This is a genomic window from Isobaculum melis, assembly GCF_900111355.1.
Lineage (GTDB): Bacteria > Bacillota > Bacilli > Lactobacillales > Carnobacteriaceae > Isobaculum > Isobaculum melis.
In genome coordinates this window covers 76,500-96,473 of record NZ_FOHA01000009.1, presented here as the reverse complement: position 1 = coordinate 96,473, position 19,974 = coordinate 76,500, and the positions used below count along the sequence as shown (strand labels likewise).

At 34.7% G+C, this 19,974-nt stretch carries 20 protein-coding genes; 16 read left to right on the top strand and 4 right to left on the bottom strand.

The genetic code is table 11. The features are described 5' to 3' along the window. Nucleotides 1–71 precede the first annotated feature (71 nt). The 4 genes from BMW29_RS08295 to BMW29_RS08280 form a co-directional block, all read right to left on the bottom strand. A complete protein-coding gene (locus BMW29_RS08295; RefSeq protein WP_092652312.1) occupies nt 72–791 on the bottom strand; it encodes a hypothetical protein in 720 nt (239 codons plus the stop codon). Next, nucleotides 778–2,190: a sensor histidine kinase gene (locus tag BMW29_RS08290; protein ID WP_092652310.1), complete on the bottom strand. Its 1,413-nt coding sequence runs from the start codon at nt 2,188–2,190 to the stop codon at nt 778–780. The genes BMW29_RS08295 and BMW29_RS08290 overlap by 14 nt, the downstream gene beginning before the upstream one ends. Beyond that, on the bottom strand, nt 2,174–2,842 hold the full coding sequence (locus BMW29_RS08285) for a response regulator transcription factor (RefSeq protein ID WP_092652308.1): 669 nt from the start codon (nt 2,840–2,842) through the stop codon (nt 2,174–2,176). Before BMW29_RS08285 ends, BMW29_RS08290 begins: the two co-directional genes overlap by 17 nt. A gap of 683 nt (nt 2,843–3,525) precedes the next feature. Then, nucleotides 3,526–4,146, bottom strand: coding sequence for an NAD(P)H-dependent oxidoreductase (locus tag BMW29_RS08280; RefSeq protein ID WP_092652306.1), 621 nt, complete (start codon nt 4,144–4,146; stop codon nt 3,526–3,528). A 141-nt stretch (nt 4,147–4,287) separates the two neighbouring features. Between BMW29_RS08280 and BMW29_RS08275 the strand changes: the two genes are divergently transcribed. The 16 genes from BMW29_RS08275 (at nt 4,288) to BMW29_RS08200 (ending at nt 19,969) form a co-directional block, all read left to right on the top strand. Beyond that, nucleotides 4,288–4,956 carry a Crp/Fnr family transcriptional regulator gene (locus BMW29_RS08275; protein ID WP_092652304.1) on the top strand — a complete coding sequence of 223 codons (669 nt, stop codon included), beginning with the start codon at nt 4,288–4,290 and terminating at the stop codon, nt 4,954–4,956. A gap of 178 nt (nt 4,957–5,134) precedes the next feature. Beyond that, nucleotides 5,135–5,515: a GntR family transcriptional regulator gene (locus BMW29_RS08270; RefSeq protein WP_092652302.1), complete on the top strand. Its 381-nt coding sequence runs from the start codon at nt 5,135–5,137 to the stop codon at nt 5,513–5,515. After that, nucleotides 5,508–6,236 (top strand): ATP-binding cassette domain-containing protein, encoded by a 729-nt coding sequence (locus tag BMW29_RS08265; protein ID WP_177165724.1) that lies wholly within the window; start codon nt 5,508–5,510, stop codon nt 6,234–6,236. Before BMW29_RS08270 ends, BMW29_RS08265 begins: the two co-directional genes overlap by 8 nt. Further along, nucleotides 6,233–6,943 carry a hypothetical protein gene (locus tag BMW29_RS08260; RefSeq protein WP_092652298.1) on the top strand — a complete coding sequence of 237 codons (711 nt, stop codon included), beginning with the start codon at nt 6,233–6,235 and terminating at the stop codon, nt 6,941–6,943. The genes BMW29_RS08265 and BMW29_RS08260 overlap by 4 nt, the downstream gene beginning before the upstream one ends. A 25-nt stretch (nt 6,944–6,968) precedes the next feature. Further along, nucleotides 6,969–8,981, top strand: a complete 2,013-nt coding sequence (locus BMW29_RS08255) for an ABC transporter ATP-binding protein/permease (RefSeq protein WP_092652296.1) — start codon at nt 6,969–6,971, stop codon at nt 8,979–8,981. A 289-nt stretch (nt 8,982–9,270) separates the two neighbouring features. Then, nucleotides 9,271–9,813, top strand: coding sequence for a hypothetical protein (locus BMW29_RS08250; RefSeq protein WP_092652294.1), 543 nt, complete (start codon nt 9,271–9,273; stop codon nt 9,811–9,813). A gap of 537 nt (nt 9,814–10,350) precedes the next feature. Continuing rightward, nucleotides 10,351–10,974, top strand: coding sequence for a TetR/AcrR family transcriptional regulator (locus tag BMW29_RS08245; RefSeq protein ID WP_092652292.1), 624 nt, complete (start codon nt 10,351–10,353; stop codon nt 10,972–10,974). A 38-nt stretch (nt 10,975–11,012) separates the two neighbouring features. Next, nucleotides 11,013–12,737, top strand: coding sequence for an ABC transporter ATP-binding protein (locus BMW29_RS08240; protein WP_092652290.1), 1,725 nt, complete (start codon nt 11,013–11,015; stop codon nt 12,735–12,737). Beyond that, nucleotides 12,734–14,635 carry an ABC transporter ATP-binding protein gene (locus BMW29_RS08235; protein WP_092652288.1) on the top strand — a complete coding sequence of 634 codons (1,902 nt, stop codon included), beginning with the start codon at nt 12,734–12,736 and terminating at the stop codon, nt 14,633–14,635. The genes BMW29_RS08240 and BMW29_RS08235 overlap by 4 nt, the downstream gene beginning before the upstream one ends. Nucleotides 14,636–14,770: 135 nt before the next feature. Continuing rightward, on the top strand, nt 14,771–15,391 hold the full coding sequence (locus BMW29_RS08230) for a hypothetical protein (protein ID WP_092652286.1): 621 nt from the start codon (nt 14,771–14,773) through the stop codon (nt 15,389–15,391). 91 nt (nt 15,392–15,482) lie between these two features. Then, nucleotides 15,483–16,664: a GNAT family N-acetyltransferase gene (locus BMW29_RS08225; protein ID WP_092652284.1), complete on the top strand. Its 1,182-nt coding sequence runs from the start codon at nt 15,483–15,485 to the stop codon at nt 16,662–16,664. A 104-nt stretch (nt 16,665–16,768) separates the two neighbouring features. After that, the gene (locus tag BMW29_RS08220) at nt 16,769–17,230 is read left to right on the top strand and encodes a GNAT family N-acetyltransferase (RefSeq protein WP_092652282.1); all 462 of its coding nucleotides are present in this window, start codon (nt 16,769–16,771) and stop codon (nt 17,228–17,230) included. Between the two features lie 255 nt (nt 17,231–17,485). Next, entirely contained in the window at nt 17,486–17,920 is a 435-nt protein-coding gene (locus BMW29_RS08215; RefSeq protein WP_092652280.1) for a PTS sugar transporter subunit IIA, read from the top strand. After that, entirely contained in the window at nt 17,904–18,371 is a 468-nt protein-coding gene (locus BMW29_RS08210) for a PTS sugar transporter subunit IIB (protein WP_092652278.1), read from the top strand. Before BMW29_RS08215 ends, BMW29_RS08210 begins: the two co-directional genes overlap by 17 nt. Continuing rightward, nucleotides 18,372–19,154 carry a PTS mannose/fructose/sorbose/N-acetylgalactosamine transporter subunit IIC gene (locus BMW29_RS08205; protein ID WP_092652276.1) on the top strand — a complete coding sequence of 261 codons (783 nt, stop codon included), beginning with the start codon at nt 18,372–18,374 and terminating at the stop codon, nt 19,152–19,154. After that, a complete protein-coding gene (locus tag BMW29_RS08200; protein ID WP_092652274.1) occupies nt 19,154–19,969 on the top strand; it encodes a PTS system mannose/fructose/sorbose family transporter subunit IID in 816 nt (271 codons plus the stop codon). Before BMW29_RS08205 ends, BMW29_RS08200 begins: the two co-directional genes overlap by 1 nt. Nucleotides 19,970–19,974 lie beyond the last annotated feature (5 nt).

The window sequence follows — 19,974 nt, the reverse complement described above, 5'->3', positions numbered from 1 at the left end:
TATATTTTAATATTAAAATGTTTTGTTAGTTAACTCAATGTTATTTATTTTTTTTTTGTGTCCTTTTTGTGTTATTTAATAACCAGTCGAATGACTTGCATGACAAGCTTTTGTGTGAAGCCATATTGCAGTAGTAAGGCGATAATAGGCACAAATAATAGAAGGATAAAGGTAAATTGTAAAACAACGGTTAGGGCATTTTCAAAATTAAGCCAGCTAATTTTTTCTTCCGGAGCCAGTTCTTCAAAATTGCCTAACGTGTCATTCTGATGATAACTATTGATAATTTCTTGGGTTTCTTTATCTAAAACAACTTGCACTTGAATCGTTGTCTGTACTTGATTGACGGTAAAAAAAGTAATTGGATAGGTGCCTAATTCTGTGCTTACTTTAGAAGTATCTACACTGGTAACCGAAATTTGTTCAGCTGTATCCGTGCGCCAAGCGCGAGCATCTGTTAGTTGGATCCAATCAGCTAAAGATAATTTTTCGATACTATCTTTAGGTACGACAATAGAATGTGCATCAATTGCAATTGGATCTTTGACAGTAGTTTCTTCACCAAAGACCGTCACATAAACGTTTTCTTCAATGGTTTGATCATCATCATGATAGCGTAGAAAAACCAAGTAGGTACCAGGCTTACTTTGTAGGCTAGCTGTTTTTGCTTTAACCGCTTCTTCTTTACTTGAATAAATTTCTTCTTGTGGCGTTTCTGCAAAAACTAGCATAGCACTATTTATCAGGAAAAAGAATGGAATGAAGCACCATAAATAGTTATATTTCTTCATCATTTTCATCTCCAAAAGGTAGGATAATCTCTAATCGAACGCCTGCTTCAACTGGTGTGAACGTACAGCTACCATGATTTTTTTCAACGGTATTTTTAATGGTATACAGCCCAATACCGGTTCCAAAGCCATTTTTTTCTCCTTGATTTGAATAAAATAAATTGAAAACTTGTTCAAAATCAATACCATGGTCTTGTTCAATGTCATTAAATGCTTCAATATGCAATTGCTGATTTTTCTGATAAATCGTTAATTCAATATTTCCGCCAACAGGTGTATATTGGGCAGCATTTGACATCATATTATAGAGCAGTTGCTTCAGTTCGGTTAGATCCATTGTGAAGGCCAAATGTCTTGGCGCATCTAGATTATAAAGGATATCTTTACTTCGTAGCAGGTCTTCAAAACGCTGTAACACTTCTCTTGCCACTGTAATCACATCCATATTTTCTGGTTGTTTCTCAGTGGCTGTTTCATGACTGAGCTTCACGATTTCTTTAATTTCAGTTAATAACAATTGGTTTTGTTCTTGCATCTTTTGGATGATTGCTTTTGTTGCTTCATCTTCAGTTTGCATGAGTGCTTGTTGTGCGTATAAAGCGATGAGCGCATTTGGTGTTTTTAAATGATGTACCATGGTACCAAGTGATTGGTTTTTATAGATTAATTTTTCTTTTTCGGCCTGTAGTTCTTTTTCTAATAGGGTATAGTTGATGCCAAAATTGTCTATTTTCCCTTGTAAATCATCTGTGAATTCGCTTAGCTCTTCAGAAATGGCATCATATTCAGTTCGTTTACTATCATTAGAAACATCTTCAAATTGAAAGTGTTTTAATTTTAAAATATTGTTCTTCAAGCGATTAATTGGTTCAATTAATTTCTTAAACATGATAAAAATAAGTGAAGATAGTAAGGTGAATAATAGAAGGACAGAAAAAACGAGTAGTGAAATGACCACCTCAAAAAAAGCTTGAGGTTCCATTTGATAAACTGCAAGCCAAATGCGGTAGTTTACATCATTTAATTTTAAATGATAGGAAGATTGATAGCTTAATAGTTTGGTATTGATATCTGTCTGTAGTACTTCGAAATCAGAGGTCTTTGTGGTTTTAAATTCAAAGCCATCATCTGTTAAAATGACTAAATCAATATGATGATCAGTTGCGATTCTATGTAGTTGCTTTTCCTGGGCGGTACGATCTTTGTTTTGAAGTACTTGTTCTATGTTTTCTTTAATCTGTTCAGTTCTTTTGCTATCGACAGCTTCGTAAATGCTTGGTAATTTATAGGCACCTAATGCTAGAACGACTACAATTGATAGATAAATGCATGTTAAAAGATAAAATGATTTTCTCCAAATATATTTTTTAGATTTTTTCTGTTTATTCAACCCACTCATAGCCAATTCCCCTTACTGTATAGAGTCTAGATATACGTAATTTTGCGCGAATTTTTTTAACATGGGTATCCACAATCCGTGTATCAAAAAAATCTTTGTATTCGCCCCAAACCGTTGCGATAATTTGCTCTCTTGGTAAGACGATATTCCGATTTTTTAGAAATAGCACCAACATTTCATATTCTTTAAAGGTTAGTAAAACTTCTTGTTCATCTTTAAAAACTCTTCTAGCATTTGTATCAATCCGGATGCAATCATTTTTAGAGGATAAAGAATGTGTCTCTCCTACCCAAGTCTGGTTAAGCGTGTGTTCGATGCGTTTTAAGAGTATTTTGATAGAGGTGTCTTTCTGTATGTAAGCATTAACGTTTGATTCTAGTCCTTTAATTTCATCTTCTTCACTTTCTGAGCTAGTTAGGATAATGACTTTGGTATTTTCATTTATTTTACGCAAAAGGTGTAAAAAACTAATGCCATCGACAACATCCATTTTTAAGTCACTAATCACCAAATCAAATGTTTCTTTTTTAAATAATTCAATACCCGCCATTGCATGAGTAGCTGTTTTAATTTGATATCCTTCTAATGAGAGTGCTTCTTTCAAAAAGGAAAGATAATGCTGATTGTCATCTACAAATAGTATTTTATGCATTTGGATTCCCCTTTCATTTATTGCTTATGAATCGTTATCATTATACTTTAATTGTATTTCTTTATTTATTATATGCTATTTTTATAGGATAAAACAAGAGGGTTTTGACAGAAAAACAAATATTCTTAGATAGCAAAAAATGAACGGTTCTATTTGTTTTGAAATGATTGGATGATAGGGTGGACAACAAATAGAAGATTTTTTATTGTTTTTACTCTTGGATGGATAGTGAGGATTTCGTATTTTGAAAGAGTATTAGAACGCTTTAGTAGTGCAGTTGAGACAAAAGGCGTTTAGGTTCGAGCACCAAGTAGGTACTATTCATCATCGAATCACTTTGTTCTCCGTGATTCTTAGCAACTCTAGCATTGTCATGCTTCTTAGGATTTTAATCCTTAGAAACATGATACAGATCAAACGCAGTTTGACTCTGAACCTTATAAAGTTGTTGTGATCGAAGCGTAGCGTAGTAGGTATCAATCAGCATCTGTTCACTGCGTTTACAGTGGTTCTTGACAATTGCAGACCGAACCTGCCTTTTGGCCACCGTCTATAGAGGTAATATATGGTTTTTCAGAAGCAATTTAAGAGGGCGAGACAAAACGTTAACGTTTTGTCTCGCCCTCAATAGAAATTTTTTTTCTATTGCCTTCATTAAATTATTTGATTTTATCCGTTGAAAATTAGAATGTTTGAGCAATTTTCACTGCTTTTTGAATACCTTCTAATACGATACTTTCTGTTTGAGAAGGGTCATAATTAACCCCTTCTAGGAAAACTTGTTGTTGATCTACTACACCAATAAATCCGAAAATTGTTTTAATATATTGACTTGCAGGATCTTGTTCTTTATATATACCACCATTAGATTGAATGTGTAGTAATTTTTTGCCTTTAATCAAACCAACGGGACCTTCAGCAGTATATTTAAAGGAGGTTCCTGAAACAACTACTGTATCAATCCATGCTTTTAGACGAGTTGGAATACTTAGATTCCATAATGGGTTTGCAATCACAATTTTATCTGCATCTAAGAATTTTTCTGTTAATTCATTGAAGCGAGAAACTTTATCTTGTTGAGACTGTGATAGTTTTTCAAAGCTTTCGCCATTTGCTAGCATTCCCCAAGCCATTAAAATTTCTTCATCAATTTCAGGGATAAAGCTTGTATATAGACTTAATTCTTCAATATGATCAAAATGATTGGTTTCTTTATATGCTGTGATAAATGCATCTGCAACGCGAATAGAATTTGAAGCTTCTCCTGTTAATGGATGTGCTTTAACTACTAATACTTTAGACATAAAACATGTACCTCTTTCTAATTTTTATAATTTTAAGAACAAATACTATCTTACTATAAGTTAGTGACCAATGCAAAGTTAAAAAAACTTGTTTTTTCTGCTATAATAAAATTATTAATCAATGTAAGGAGAACATTTACCATGGATATTTCTCACTCAAAAAAAGCTAATGTTGAAGCGATTATTACTTTTCTTAAACAAGTACCTTCCTATGAGGACTACATACAATATCGTTCAATTAAAAAAAATACCAGCCTATTCAGACAAGAGAGCAAAAAGAAAACCGTTTTTGTGATGTTGACGGGGTATTTAGCGGTTGAGGTGCATCAAGAAGGAGAAAAAAATCAAATCACAACTTTTGTCACACCTGCTGACTTTGTCGGTATTCATGCCTTTTCAAAAGAAGTTCATCATGATGATGGGAAAGAAGTGATCATTAATGCTTTAACGGATGCAGAAATCTTAGTGATAGATAAGGAATTTCTATTAACAGCACTCTCTATGCACCCCACATTGAATGATATCTTATTAGGAATTATTGCAGAAATATTTCAAAGACATTATGCCATCATGAACATTGTTGCAAAAAAACCAACAGAGCGATTAAAAGAGGCGTTGCTTTTTTTAGGTGAGGAGCTAGGTGAAAAAAAGGGAGAGAATATTCTCTTACCAACCTTTCTGTCTCAAGGGATATTGGCTAAGTTTTGTAGAACCTCACAAGGAAATATCTCCAAGGAATTTAAACGTTTACAGGAAGAAGGATTCATAAAAAATAGCAAAAAACCCCTGATATTCAAAAATATCCGTTGAAATTGTGACAAATGTGAACACTTAGAGCCGTAAGGGATTTTAGCGAATGATATGTTTAAATGATAGGGGAAAATGAAAGCCATTTATGTTTTTAACATAAATGGCTTTTTTGTTTGGCTTTATATTATGGATAAGCGTATGACCACACTCATACAGTCAAACAGGAAGGAGCAATAAAATGAAATTTGATCATCAACGAGCCATTTATTTACAAATTGTAGATTGGGTAAAAATAAAGATTGTGACCAGTCAATGGTCAATAGGCAAGCAAGTTCCATCAGTTAGAGTGTTATCCGTTGAATTAGGTGTTACACCTAATACTGTGCAGCGAGCCTATCGGGTTTTGGAAGAGGGAGATTTATTAATGAGTAAGCGAGGAAAGGGTAATTTTGTAACGGATGATGAGCATTTACTTGAAAAATTAAGAAAGCAATTAGCCAATCATCATGTGAGTCTTTTTTTTAAAGAGATGCAGGAATTAGATTATTCAGATGACCAAATCTATGAAGAAGTCACACTTTTTATCAATGAAAAGGAAAGAGGGGAAGAAAATGAGTAATGGAAATGAGCTATTAATTGTGGAGCATATGAAGAAAAATATTGGGTCAAATGAAGTCTTAAAAGATATTAGTTTCAAAGTGAACAAAGGCAAATTGGTTCTTTTAATTGGGTCAAATGGCGCTGGAAAAACAACTTTATTGAATATAATAGGTGGTCAAAGTAAGGTGCTACAGGGAGCTGTTCAATTAGAAAACCATTTAATTGCAGAAAATCATCTTGAAACAAATGAGATTCTACGAAGAAGAACAGCCTACTTATCAGCTGATTTAACCTTCCCAACACATTGGCTGATTAGTGAAATTGGAAAATATGGCGGTGCACTTTTTCCAGATTTTAATGAGGACTCTTTTAAAAGATTTATTTTGACTTTTCAATTAGGTCATAATCAATCTTATCAAAGTCTTTCTTTAGGGCAACAAATGAAAGTAAAGCTGAGTTTTATTTTGGCAAGAGAAGTTCCACTCTATTTATTAGATGAGCCTTTTACCAATTTAGATTTAGAAACACGCTTAGATTTAGTCCGCTTAATTATTTCTGAGACGTCACCAGATGCGAGCTTCATCATTGCCACACATTTAATTGGTGAATTTGAACAAATTTGTGATGAAGCATTAATGATGAAAGATGGCACCATTAGAGCGCATATTGAAATAGACGATATCCGTGAAAAATCGCAGCAGTCGCTGATTGAATTTTATCAAGAGGAGTTGAGAAAATGAAAGCAAGTGTGATGTTTTATTATCAGTTATTGAAGCAGAAAGTACTGACGGTTTTACTCATTCAAGTATGTCTGAATCTAATCGGATTAAGTTTATTGCTACTAGGAAATGAGTCAAGGGGGATAGAACGTGGCTGGTTCATCCCTATTATATTCACAATAGGTAGTGTTATTTATAGTGCCACACAGATAATGAAGCTAGATACTAGTCAGAAAACTAAAACCTTGGTTTCATTTTCTGCTTTAGGTGAGGGCAAAAAAACAATCATTAAGTTTTTAACATTATATGGTTGGGTAACGCTATTGATAGTTATTCAAGGGCTATTTCTTCTTCTGTTTCAGCTCTTAAATGGTACCTTTGATTGGCAAAATATATTGTATCTACCACAGGTATTAGCCTTTGTCTGTTTACTTGCAACAATGTTTAGTAGTTACTTATTAATGCCCTTTTACTGGATGAATCATCTTATTCAGAATAAACGAATGGCTAAGCTGGGGAGTGTTGCGTTGGTATTGATTGTATTTAGTATTTGTCTCTTGATTCGAACACAATTTTTAACTTTTGAACTTGCGACAGATTTCACTGTTTTTCCAAATGGCTATTTAAGTGTTAGTCTGGAATCCATTCTCTGGAATCTCTTCTTTTCGGCATTTGCAATCTTTATTGATACACAGTTTAAAGAATATCTTTTGATTAAAAAACGTTAAGAAGAAAGAAGGAGGAGTGAATGACATGTTAGAAATGAAGCATATTAGTAAATCATACCCACAAGCAAAAGGGTTAACAGAATCCGTTTTAAAAGATATTAATTTTACTTTTGAAGCAGGAGATTTTGCGGTTATTTTAGGGCCAAGTGGCAGTGGGAAATCAACTTTATTGAACATTATTAGTGGACTAGATACTTCTTATGAAGGAGAGGTCATCCTCTCTGGAAAGCCTCTTTCTAAGAAGGGCTTAGATGATTACCATAAAAATACAATTGGCTTTATTTTTCAAAGTTTTAACTTAGTAGGGCATATGAGTATTTTAGAAAATGTCAAAATGCCTCTTTATTTAGATAAACATTTATCCAATGAAGCCCGCAATCAACGGGCACAAGAATTGCTAGAAAAAGTTGGGTTAGGTGAATTTAGTAAAAAGAAACCCAATCAATTATCTGGTGGACAAAAACAACGTGTGGCGATTGCTAGATCATTAGCAAATAATCCAGATATTATTTTTGCAGATGAGCCAACAGGTGCCCTTGATTCAAAAACAGCGACTGAAATCATGAATATTTTAAAATCTTTAGCCGCTGAAGGTAAAACCATTGTTGTCGTAACTCATGAGGAAGCCTATATCAATGAAGCGACAAAAGTACTACGTTTGAAAGATGGTGTGCTAGATGCGAAAGCAACTAAGATAACAATAAAAAAGAAGAAAACACCTGTCTTTTTTGAAGAAAAGAAATCAAAATCAACGTTATCACCACTCTCAATTTTAAAATTAGGTTTTAAAAACTTTATGAATCGGAAATTAAGAAATGTTCTTGTCGCATTAGGTACTTCAATTGGAATCATTGCAATTCTATTAGCATTAGGATTAGGAAATGGCATTAATCGTGTTGTGGCTGATTTGTTTAATACAGCTTATTCTCCTAATCAGATTACCGCATTTTACCGAGAAGAAGGAGCTGGTGGACCGCCAAGAGCATCCGCGCCATTAACAGATGAAGAAATAAAAAAATTGGAAAAAATGTATCAAACAGAAAATGTAACAGAAACCTATCAAACATCACATGTTTTGGGTGTGAGATTTGAATATGAAGGAGAACTGTTAGCAGAGGTTCCACCAGCAGATGCACAAGAAGCCGTATTATCAGATGCGCGTTATGAACAATATTCAGTTGAAGAAGGCTATTTATTAGTTGGAAAGATGTTTACAACAAAAGAGGAAGGCATCTTACTCCCTTCAGAGGTTGCTAAAAATATGTTGAATTTGGAAAGTGTGGATGATTTAACAAAAGAAAATACCGAAGGATTAGTTGGGAAAAAAATAACGATTGTTACCTCAGTCAGAACCTCTGAGGTAGGAATGAGTAAAACTGAGACAATTATCAGTGGTGTCCTAAATCCAGAAGAAGAAGGTTTTGTACAAGGCTTTCTAATGAGTCAAGTCAGCTATGAGCAACTCCTAACAGCAGGAGGATTAACAAAAGATATTTATAGCGTTGATGGGTTTGCAAACACACCAGACGAGGTAGAGCCAATTATTGAGAAATATAAAAATCATCCTGATTTTGAAAACTATCAAATTACAAACGGTGTCGCTTTTCTTGAGATGATTACACAATTTACAACGATTATTGTGTACTTAATTTCATTTATTGCAGGTTTATCATTGATTGTTGCAGGGGTCATGATTGCAGTTGTCCTTTATATCGGTGTTGTAGAGCGTACGAAGGAAATCGGTGTATTGCGTGCAATTGGTTATAAAAAGAAACATATTCGCTATTTATTCATCAGTGAAGCCCTTTATATCATGTTGACATCGAATATCTTATCAATAGGCATTGCATTAGGGCTCAGTACCATTGCAAATCCCATTATTCAAACGCAAATTGGGTTTAGTCAGGTGATTCAAATGAGTGTCTTAAATATGCTAGTGACACTAGGTATTACGCTAGTATTAGGTATTCTATTTGCACTTTACCCAGCTAGTAGAGGGGCAAAATTAGATCCAACTGAAGCATTGCGCTATGAGTAAGAAGAAAGCGAGGTAAAAAAATGAAGAAAATAACAAAATTGAGCTTGATTGCGACTGGTGTATGTCTATTAGTTTTTGGTATAAAAGCGAAGAAATGTTCAACTTTTCGAATCAACTAAAGAATAGAGGGAAAAGAATGCAACTATTAAAAAAAATCTGTTTCATCATAATTGCTGCCTGTCTTTTAATGGCTATCGGGGGTGCTGTTACTTATTTGGTGTTAGGCTATCGTTAACATCCTGAAATCAGATGATTCAAAAATAAACAATCAAAGAAAAGAGGAACAACAATGAGAAAATCAACCAAAGTTGGGGTTATCACAATCAGTGCGTGTATCTTCCTTTTTTTAGGAGGAGCGTTCACTTATCGTTACATGAGAACGCAAGGTATTGCAGAAAGTCAGACGATTAATAAAGAAGAAAAGTCCGATACAAAAGTGCTGATTTTAACACAACAAAGTAGTTTTAAAGATGCAGTGATGGAAGAGGTGGAAAAGCAATTTAAAGGAAAGGATATTTTGATTCAAATACAAGATATTTCCACAATCAGTCAAGTGAAACAAAGTGAATGGGATGGCATATTGTTAGTCACCACTGTCCAAAGTAATGACTTACCAGAAAAAGCTGTAAGATTTATTAAAGAGGAAGCTGATTTTGATAAAGTTCAATTATTTGTAACAGCAGATTCTGGAAATTGGACAAAGCAGCCTGCTGATGTAGATGCTGTTACCACAACTTCTAAGTCTTCAAATGTTGATGCGTTTAGTAAAAAAATCAATCATGCGATTCAGCAAATTGAGTTGGATAAGTTGTCATGCTTCTTAGGATTTTAATCCTTAGAAACATGATACAGATTAAACGCAGTTTGACTCTGAACCCTATTCAAGTTGTTGTGATCGAAGCGTAGTAGGTATCAATTAGCATTAGCATCTGTTCACTAGGTTTACAGTGATTCTTGACAATTGCAGACCGAACCTGTCTTTTGGCCACCGTCTATAGAGGTAATTTATGGTTTTTTAAAAGTAATTTAAAGGGCGAGACAAAACGTTAACGTTTTGTCTCGCCCTCATGTCATTTTTTCTTGTATTCATTTAAATATGTAGCTTTATAAAATAGTTGCTACTTAGCTAAAAATTTCTTTCGACTTTCAGTATGTCATTCAAAAAAACGTTCATTAGAGCAGCTAAATAAAAACTTAATAAGTGGTATAAAATCAGCTAGGACTGGTTTTTTTAAGAACATTTAATAAGAAAACGCTTCATTAAAAAAAGCTGAATATCTTTTTCTTGCAATGTGACACGCTGTCATATATAATAAGAAAACGTAAATGACACCGTGTCATAAATTAGCTGAGTCAGGAGGGAAAGTCAATGCCAACTAAAACATTTTTTAATTTACCAAAAGATAAGCAAGCACGTTTATTGGAGGCCGCACGAATAGAATTTTCCAGAACATCCCTTAGCGAAGCATCAATCGCAAATATCGTCAAGCATGCGGAAATACCAAGAGGCAGCTTTTATCAATATTTTGAAGATAAAGAGGATTTGTTTTACTACTATTTTAGTTGTATTAAAAAGGACAATAAAAAAATGTTTTTAAATGCGATTAAAGTTCATGATGGTGATTTTATTTCTGCTTTTGAAGACTACTTTGTACAAACTGTGGATTTGTTGTTAGAAGAAAAGAATCAGCAATTTTTTAAAAATATGTTTTTAAGAATGGATTATCGTGCTTCAAGAAAAATAACACCCGATCTTATTAAAAGTCGTCAAGAAAAGCATGCAGATATGCAAAAAAAATTCATTCAATTGATTGATATGGAGTTATTAAATATTGAGAATGAGGAAGAATCTGAAATGCTGATGCGCCTCTTAATGACGATTATGTTTCAAACAATTGGGGATGGTTTTTCAGCGGATTTATCTAAAGAGCAAATCATTCAAAATTTTAATTTAAAAATGAAGTGGATAAAAAATGGGGTTTATCGTAAATAAGTAAGCACCATTTTGAAGATAGAGGGGGAAACACAAATATGATGAAATTAGCAAAACGAATGTCCCTATGGGTTGTGTTAGGTGCAGTCTTTTTCATGATTATTCAAGTAATCAGTGATTTATACTTACCAACATTAACTGCGGATATTATTAACAATGGTGTAGCAAAAGGAGATACGGATTATATTTGGCAAGTCGGCTTTAAAATGCTAGGCTTTTCATTAATTAGTATTGCAGCAGCTACAGGAAATGTTTTATTAGCATCAAGAGAATCACAAAAATTAGGGAAAACGCTGCGTTCTGATATTTATAAAAAAGTCAGCAACTTTTCAAATGATGAATTTGATCAAGTAGGTACAGCATCACTGATTACACGTACTACCAATGATGTGGTACAAATTCAAAATGTCGTGATGATGTTTTTAAGAATGATGATTATGGCACCGATTATGTTAATTGGTGCAAGCTTCCTTGCATATAGTAAAGATGCGCAATTAACCAAAATCTTCATTATTGTTTTACCAGTCCTAGCGATTTTTATTGGGCTTGTGATGGTATTTGCAGTCCCTTTGTTTAAATCAATTCAAAAGAAAACAGATAAATTAAACTTAGTTTTCCGTGAGGGCTTAACGGGGATTCGTGTGATTCGAGCCTTTAATCGGTCAAACTATGAAGCAGATCGTTTTAAAGAAGCCAACCAGGATTATACCAATACAGCGATTAAAGTGAATACCATTATGAGCTTTATGCTACCTGTGATGACCTTTATCATGAGTGCAACCAATATTGCGATTATTTGGAATGGTGGACATTATATTGCAGATGGCACACTTGAAGTGGGGAACTTAATTTCCTTTATGACCTATGCGATGCAAATTTTAATGAGTTTTATGATGCTTTCAATGGTCTTTGTATTTGTCCCACGTGGACAGGCTTCAGCAGCGCGTATTAATGAAGTATTAGATATGGAAAGTAAGATTAATGATCCTAAAACACCAGCTCAATTACCGACAACTAAACAAGGAACGCTAGACTTTAATCATGTGGATTTCCGCTATCAAGGTGCAGAAAATCTAGCTCTTAAAGAGATTGATTTTCATGCGAAAAATGGTCAGGTAGTGGCCATTATTGGTGGAACAGGTTCAGGTAAATCTTCTCTCTCAAATTTAATTCCGCGCTTTTATGATGTCGAATCTGGAGAAATTAAAATTGATGGGATCGATATTAGGGAAATGAAACAACATGATTTGCGTAACCGTGTAGGATTTGTTCCTCAAAAAGCAGTCCTTTTTACAGGAAGTATTCGTGATAATCTACAATATGGTAAAAAAGATGCAACAGATGAAGAAATTTGGAAAGCGTTGGAAATTGCACAATCTAAAGATTTTGTTTCAGAGTTGCCTGATGGCTTAGATACCTTTGTAGAACAAGGAGGAGGCAACTTCTCTGGTGGACAAAAACAACGTTTGGCGATTGCTAGAGCACTAGTAAAACAACCAGATGTGTATGTTTTCGATGATTCTTTTTCAGCTTTAGACTTTAAGACGGATGCAGCACTAAGAAAAGCATTAAAACCAGAAATAAAAGAAGCAATTGTTGTCCTTGTTGCACAACGCATTAGTACAGTAGTGGATGCGGATATTATTATTGTGTTAGATGAAGGACAGGTTGCTGGAATTGGAACACATCAAGAATTAAAAGAAACAAATGTGACCTATCAAGAGATTATTAGCTCTCAACTTAGAGAGGAGGAAATTGCATGAGTGAAACAAAAAATAACGTAAAAACAGCACCAAAAACTGGGAAAGGTCCTGGCGGCGGTGGTCCTGGTGCTAGAATGCCAGCAGAAAAAGCAAAAAACTTTTGGCCAACAGTCAAACGTTTATTAAAATATATGTCTGGTCGTTCAATTGCCATTTTAGTGGTATTCGTTTTAGCGATTGCAGCAACGGTTTTCCAAATTCAATCTCCAAAAGTCTTAGGGGAAGCCACTACGAAAATTTTTGAAGGCTTTGCAACAGCCATGAAATTAAGAATGAGCGGTGTAGCAGATGCACCAATCACTATTGATTTTGATGCGGTTAAAACGATTCTGTTTACAGTAGCATTGCTTTATATTGGCTCAGCCATCTTTAGTTTCCTACAACAATTTATTATGACACGTGTGTCTCAAAGAACGGTGTTTGATTTACGTAGAGACTTAAAAGATAAAATGAATAAAGTGCCAATGAAATATTATGATACCCATACAAATGGGGATATTTTATCTCGTGCAGTCAATGATATGGATAATATTGCCAATACCCTACAACAAAGTTTAACTCAAATGGTTACAAGTCTTGTGATGTTCTTTGGGGTACTCTATATGATGCTTACAATTAGTGGGAAATTAACCTTAGTAGCACTCGCGACAGTGCCTCTTAGCTTAATTGTTGTTGGCATTGTGGCACCAAAATCACAAAAATTATTTGCCAGTCAGCAAAAAACATTAGGTTTGCTGAATAACCAAGTAGAAGAAACGTATAGCGGTCACGTAGTCGTGAAAGCTTTCAATCGTGAACAAGCATCAATTGATGTATTTGAAAAAGAAAATGAAAAGCTGTTAAATGTTTCTTGGAAAGCACAATTTATTTCAGGCTTAATCATGCCATTAATGAATTTTATTAAAAATGTAGGGTATGTTTTTGTCGCTGTATTAGGTGGAGTTGCGGTAGCAAATGGGACAATGACAATTGGTAATGTCCAAGCTTTCTTGCAATATACAAGCCAATTTTCACAACCAATTACTCAGCTTGCTAACTTGATGAATACGATTCAATCAACTGTTGCTTCAGCAGAACGTGTTTTTGAAGTGTTAGATGAAGCAGAAATGAATGATGAGCCTTCCAATATTCCAGCCGTTTTGAATAGTCCATCTAAGGTTTCTTTTGAACATGTCCAATTTGGTTATGGAGACCGTGGTGCAGATTTATTGATGACTGACTTTAATTTAGAAGTCAAAAAAGGTCAAATGGTTGCAATTGTTGGGCCAACTGGCGCCGGTAAAACGACTTTAATTAATCTCTTAATGCGCTTCTATGATGTGAGTGGTGGTAGCATTAAATATGAGGGTGTGGATACCCGCGATATGACCAGAGAAGAACTTCGTCAACACTTTGGCATGGTGCTACAAGATACGTGGCTGTTTAATGGAACCATTCATGACAATATTAAATATGGGAATGAAACCAAAGCAGGAGAAGATCATATTCTTGAAGCTGCAACAGCTGCCCATGTTGATGACTTTGTGCGTAAATTACCGCATGGCTATGATACAGTTTTAAATGAGGATGCAAGTAACATTTCTCAAGGTCAGCGACAATTATTAACCATTGCTCGTGCCTTCTTAGCAGATCCAGATGTGTTGATTTTAGATGAAGCAACATCAAGTGTCGATACGCGTACGGAAATCTTGATTCAAAAAGCGATGCGTAAATTACTTGAAGGACGTACAAGCTTCGTGGTTGCTCATAGATTATCAACCATTAGAGACGCAGATAATATTATTGTGATGAACCATGGTTCAGTTGTTGAAACAGGAACACATGATGAGTTAATGGCGAAAAACGGTTTTTATGCTGATTTATATAATAGTCAATTTTCTGAAGAAATCGCGATTTAATTGAATCGATTTGTAGCAATATAAAAAATAACACTGCATACAGTTTATTGTATGCAGTGTTATTTTTATGCTGGGAAAGGTAGTTGATTTTGGGTATGATAGAGATAGAATAAAAAGAATGAACGGAGGTCTATTGTGAAGAAAAACCAGCTTATTTTATGTGGTTTACTTTGCTTATTAGTTGGGTGCTCAAAACCTGCTGAACAGCAAGCTAAGCCTAAACAAGAGGATGTAGCTTGTCAGGATGCTTCTCCTGTTGTAAAAGAAGAATTTTATGAAATCTATGATATTAGTAAGTATGAAGAAGAGTTCATGCGGTATCAATGGTATATTTTTGATCAAAAAGGGGAAGTGCTAGGGCATGATATTGATCGGAGTCTAGGCGGTGGACTCCCTAATATTGAAAAATTTGAATCACTTTTGGTGGTGCATGAAGGTGGCGGTACAGGTGTTTTCTTTCGAACCTTTTTTGATCCAATCAATAGCCTAGCATCTAAAAGATATGGGAACCCTTATGGTTATACAACAGAATATGTCATGACAATGGATAGTGATTATAAAGCGCTGCGCTATGATGTTGTGATTCAAGAAATATTTAGTGGGAAAGAAATCAAGCGTGAGCAATTAGACTTTGCACATGTTGCTGATGTGAGTTTCAGTATCAAAGAAGTACACTTCTTAACGGATGAAAAAGCAGTGGAAATTACTTATTTAAATGAGCAAAACGAACTTTCTGAACGGGTTATTACCTATTAAACGTAATGGCGTATTTAGTGTAAAAAAAGCAAGTTGAGCCATTTTTCTGATATAATAGGAAAGTAGTACTGAAAAAGTAAGGAGTGAAAAAATGACTGAATATAAAATCATAGATGAGGCCTACTATCCTGATACAATGACATTGGCTAGTTATGCTTTTAATAAAACATTAAGTGAAGAACGAACAAAGCTCAATCTTGAAATGAAAAAAAGAGGTTATCCTTTAGGTGCTTTTCAAGACGGCATTTTAACTAGCCAAGTGGTGGTTTATCACTATATTGCTTCTGTTTTTGGTGTTCCTTACAAGATGGGTGGAATTGGTGAGGTTGCCAGCTATCCAGAATATCGTGGTGGCGGGGATGCAGGGAATCTGATGAAGCTCGCATTAAAAACCATGAAGGAAAATGGCATCACCATTTCATATCTTGCGCCGTTCTCTTATCGTTATTATCGTAAATATGGTTATGAGCAGTTATTTGATCAATTAATTTTAACTTTTGAACCAGGTGAATTGCCTAAGTTTAAAGGCCAAGGAAAGGGCAAGATTAGACGTCTTAATTTGGCGCAAGGAATGACAGATATTTCAAACGTTTATGAAACCTACGCTAAAGCCCATCATGGGTTACTCATGCGTGATGAAATGCGCTATTTAGCCACTCAAGCGCGTACACCAAATCGTCAATTTGCAATTTACTATAATGAACAGAATGAAGCAACAGGCTATCTTGTTTATCAAATGGAGGGCGAGACTTTTATCATCAAAGAATTGATAACACTTGAACAAGATGCTTTTTATGATTTATGGGATTTTGTTAGAGGACATGGCATGAGCTTTAAGCAATTCCAATATATCACAACACCTGAACAAAATATTGCTTATTTACTTGATGAAAACACCATCAAACAGGAAATAAAAGCAGATATGATGGGAAGAATTGTTGACTTCGTTCCTTTTATTCAAGCCTATCCTTTTGCTGCAGATTTAGAAAATAATCTTTATCTTTCAGTCAGTGACCAAACTGCACCTTGGAATGAAGGTCTTTGGAAATTAGCTGTGAAAAATGGCAAAGGAAGCTTAACGAAGTTTGAAGGCATTGCACCAAAAGAAAAAATGATTGAAGGAAGCATTCAAAGCTTTACGCAATTATTCTTCAACTACCGTGATGCTGCAACCTTACAACAGTTTGGGCGCGTTCTAGCTTCAGAGGAAGCTTTAGCGTTACTTGCAACAGTGCTGCCTAAAGGAAAACCTGAATTATATGATTACTTTTAAATAAAGAAGAGAAAGCTTACTGGTAATGATTCAAAGATAGCATCAGTAAGCTTTTCTTGTTAGTTATGTCATGCTATTTTAAAACATAAAGGAGATTGAAGCAGATGGAAAAAATAACCTGCACGACTTGGAACAATCACTATTTAGATGAAGCCATTCAACTTTATCTTGATGTTTTTACAAAAGATCCTTGGAATGATGATATTACTTATGATGATATTACTAGCTATTTTGAACGCTTATTACATATGAATACCTTTGAGGGCTATATCGCTTTATCTGAATCTGGTGCCTTACTTGCTGTATCAGTAGGATTTATCAGACCATGGTATAAAGGGATTGAATACCACTTAGATTCTTTTTATATGGCTTCTGATTATCAAGGGAAAGGTGTAGGCACAGTATTTTTGAATGCAATCAAAAAGGCACTTTGTCAAAAAAATATTCCAAGCATTGTTCTTGATACAGATATGGGGTATCCTGCTGAGTATTTCTATCGTAAAAATGGATTTGAGCAAAGTGAAAATGGTGTGACATTATATGGTAGTACAAAGAATCCGTCCTAATTTAGGAAGAAACTAGCGGTATAGAGTAGTAGTATGCTGCTAAATATATCCAATAAAACCTTACTGAGACATGATGAGTAAGGTTTTTTTATTGAAAAAAATCAAATATAAAGAGTGTTTGCCTCACTTTTTTTAGCTCTATACATATTCTGTTTTGGTTTCACTATATAAAGTGAAAAACATTCTCTTTCAATCTTTTAAGATTCGATATATAGTTAATTTGTAAGAAACAAGTGAAAAGAGAGGTGCTAAACAATGGAAAGTGAAGTAGCAGTTTTACTAATGAGTCATGGTAATTTTGCAAAAGAGGCGATGAAAAGTGCAGAGTTAATCATTGGTAAACAAGCAAATATGGCAACACTTGGTGTCCATTTAGAAGATCAAGTAGATGCACTAAGAGAAGAAATGCTTGAAAAAGTGAAGCAGTTAGATACAACAAAAGGATTAGTGGTTGTCACAGATATTATTGGTGGGACACCAATGAATTTAGCAGGTGCCTTAATTGGTCAAGAAAATCTAGTCATTTCATCAGGGTTAAGCTTACCTCTATTATTAGAATTATTACTTAATCGCACGAAAGAAACAGCAGAACTTGTTCCATTAATGCAACAAGCCTATCAAGCAGGACAAACCATTCGCACAAGTGAAAGTTTTAGAGAGGAAGAGGATGAAGATGATTCAATTTTGTAGAATAGATGACCGATTAATACATGGTCAAGTTGTAACAACATGGGTAAATACTTATCAGATTGAACAAATTATTATTTTAAACGATAAAATTGCAGGAGACAAAATGCAACAAAATATTTTAAAAATGTCTGCACCACAAGGGATTAATGTTCGTGCTTTTGGCGTAGCGAAATTTGCAGAAATTGCGGCGAATAATCCAATTACTCGTAGAACAATGTTGTTATTTACTACAAGTAATGATGTATTGAAATTGATTGAAAGCGGTTTAAAAATCGATGCCTTAAACGTTGGTGGGATGCGTTACCAAGAAGGTAGAGAAAGATTGACTAAAACAGTCGCAGTCACACCAGATGAAAAAGCATCTTTCAAAAAATTATTAGACTTAGGGGTCGATATTCAAATTCAAATGGTACCTAAAGATGAAAAAATCAAATTAGGAGAGGTGATCTAAATGTTTACAGCGATATCTGTAGCACTTTGGGCAGGAATTTGTGGAATTGATGATATGTCTACCCAAATGATTCGTCGTCCACTATTGATAGCAACTGTTGTTGGCCTATTAATGGGAGACCTGCAAAGTGGTTTAATTATTGGAGCAACATTAGAAGTGATGTGGATGGGCATTGGAAATGTGGGAGCTTACTCAGCGCCAGACATTATTTCTGGAACAGCCATCGGAACGGCATTAGGAATTTTATCAGGAGGCGGAACTGCAACAGCTGTTGCTTTAGCCGTACCAACATCATTATTAGCACAGCAATTATTAATTTTATACCGTTCAAGTATTGTTGCTTTAAACCCAATTGCAAAAAAATGGGCAGCAACAGGTGACTTCAGTAAAATCTTTAAGATCAATGCGATTCCAATGATTTTTGTTTTCTTAATTCGTGCATTACCAACTTTCTTAGCGATTTATTTTGGCGCTGATGTGATTGAAACTGCTGTTAAGGCTTTACCAGAAGGAATTATGAATGGTTTAAGCGTTGCAGGAAAAATTATTCCAGCTGTAGGGATTGCGTTATTAATGCAAATGATGCTTAAAAAAGCTGAATTATGGGTCTTTCTATTAGTTGGCTTTATACTCGCAATCTACTTAGATTTATCTGTATTACCAATTACATTTATTGCCTTACCATTTGCTTTAATTTATGATATGGCATCAAGAGAAAAAGTAGTTGTAGCGAATACAACAGAGGTTGACGAAATGGATGAAGATGGAGGTTATGATCTGTAATGGAAAATACAAATAAAGTCACAAAATCAGATTTAAATAAAGTATTTTGGAGAATGCAAGTTTTAAATATTACCAATAACTTTGAATCCATGCAAGCAATTGGTTTCTTATCAAGCTTTATCCCCGTTTTAGAAAGATTATACGTAGATAAACCAGAAGCAGAAAAGGTTGCAGCCATGGAGCGCCATCTTCAGTTCTTCAACAGTCATGTGAATGCGGATGCCTTGATTTTAGGGATTACAGCAGCCATTGAAGAAACGACAACTGAAGAGGAAAAAGAAACAGTTGTTTCAATTAAAACAGGTTTAATGGGACCACTTGCCGGAATTGGTGATAGTTTACTGAAATTTACTTGGTTACCAATCTGTGGCAGTATTGGTGCTTCACTAGCTTTTACTGGTAATGTGATTGGCCCAATCTTAATGTTCCTTCTATATAATATCGTCAATGTGGCATCTAAATATTATGGTATCCATTGGGGCTATAAAAAAGGTGTAGAAGTCATTAATGGCAGTGCAGGAAATAATGTGATGCAACGTGTTTCTAATATGGCAAACGTTGTTGGTCTAATGGTTATTGGTTCATTGATTGCTTCTGTTGTGAAGGTCAACCTGGTTGCCGAAATTTCTGCAGGAGAAAACACCATTTTATTACAAGACATGCTAGATAAAGTCATGCCAAGCTTACTTTCATTATTGGTAACACTTGTTGTTTATAAAATTTTACAAAAGACACGAGGAAAACATGCAGCATTGCTAATTTTAGGTATCATGGTTATTTCAATTGCTTTAACGATGTTACATGTCATTGGCTAGAAAAG

Excerpts from the sequence above, each read along its gene's own strand:
- BMW29_RS08295 (WP_092652312.1), bottom strand. The coding sequence starts at position 791 with ATGAAGAAATATAACTATTTATGGTGCTTCATTCCATTCTTTTTCCTG.
- BMW29_RS08290 (WP_092652310.1), bottom strand. The coding sequence starts at position 2,190 with ATGAGTGGGTTGAATAAACAGAAAAAATCTAAAAAATATATTTGGAGA.
- BMW29_RS08285 (WP_092652308.1), bottom strand. The coding sequence starts at position 2,842 with ATGCATAAAATACTATTTGTAGATGACAATCAGCATTATCTTTCCTTT.
- BMW29_RS08280 (WP_092652306.1), bottom strand. The coding sequence starts at position 4,146 with ATGTCTAAAGTATTAGTAGTTAAAGCACATCCATTAACAGGAGAAGCT.
- BMW29_RS08275 (WP_092652304.1), top strand. The coding sequence starts at position 4,288 with ATGGATATTTCTCACTCAAAAAAAGCTAATGTTGAAGCGATTATTACT.
- BMW29_RS08270 (WP_092652302.1), top strand. The coding sequence starts at position 5,135 with ATGAAATTTGATCATCAACGAGCCATTTATTTACAAATTGTAGATTGG.
- BMW29_RS08265 (WP_177165724.1), top strand. The coding sequence starts at position 5,508 with ATGAGTAATGGAAATGAGCTATTAATTGTGGAGCATATGAAGAAAAAT.
- BMW29_RS08260 (WP_092652298.1), top strand. The coding sequence starts at position 6,233 with ATGAAAGCAAGTGTGATGTTTTATTATCAGTTATTGAAGCAGAAAGTA.
- BMW29_RS08255 (WP_092652296.1), top strand. The coding sequence starts at position 6,969 with ATGTTAGAAATGAAGCATATTAGTAAATCATACCCACAAGCAAAAGGG.
- BMW29_RS08250 (WP_092652294.1), top strand. The coding sequence starts at position 9,271 with ATGAGAAAATCAACCAAAGTTGGGGTTATCACAATCAGTGCGTGTATC.
- BMW29_RS08245 (WP_092652292.1), top strand. The coding sequence starts at position 10,351 with ATGCCAACTAAAACATTTTTTAATTTACCAAAAGATAAGCAAGCACGT.
- BMW29_RS08240 (WP_092652290.1), top strand. The coding sequence starts at position 11,013 with ATGATGAAATTAGCAAAACGAATGTCCCTATGGGTTGTGTTAGGTGCA.
- BMW29_RS08235 (WP_092652288.1), top strand. The coding sequence starts at position 12,734 with ATGAGTGAAACAAAAAATAACGTAAAAACAGCACCAAAAACTGGGAAA.
- BMW29_RS08225 (WP_092652284.1), top strand. The coding sequence starts at position 15,483 with ATGACTGAATATAAAATCATAGATGAGGCCTACTATCCTGATACAATG.
- BMW29_RS08220 (WP_092652282.1), top strand. The coding sequence starts at position 16,769 with ATGGAAAAAATAACCTGCACGACTTGGAACAATCACTATTTAGATGAA.
- BMW29_RS08215 (WP_092652280.1), top strand. The coding sequence starts at position 17,486 with ATGGAAAGTGAAGTAGCAGTTTTACTAATGAGTCATGGTAATTTTGCA.
- BMW29_RS08210 (WP_092652278.1), top strand. The coding sequence starts at position 17,904 with ATGATTCAATTTTGTAGAATAGATGACCGATTAATACATGGTCAAGTT.
- BMW29_RS08205 (WP_092652276.1), top strand. The coding sequence starts at position 18,372 with ATGTTTACAGCGATATCTGTAGCACTTTGGGCAGGAATTTGTGGAATT.
- BMW29_RS08200 (WP_092652274.1), top strand. The coding sequence starts at position 19,154 with ATGGAAAATACAAATAAAGTCACAAAATCAGATTTAAATAAAGTATTT.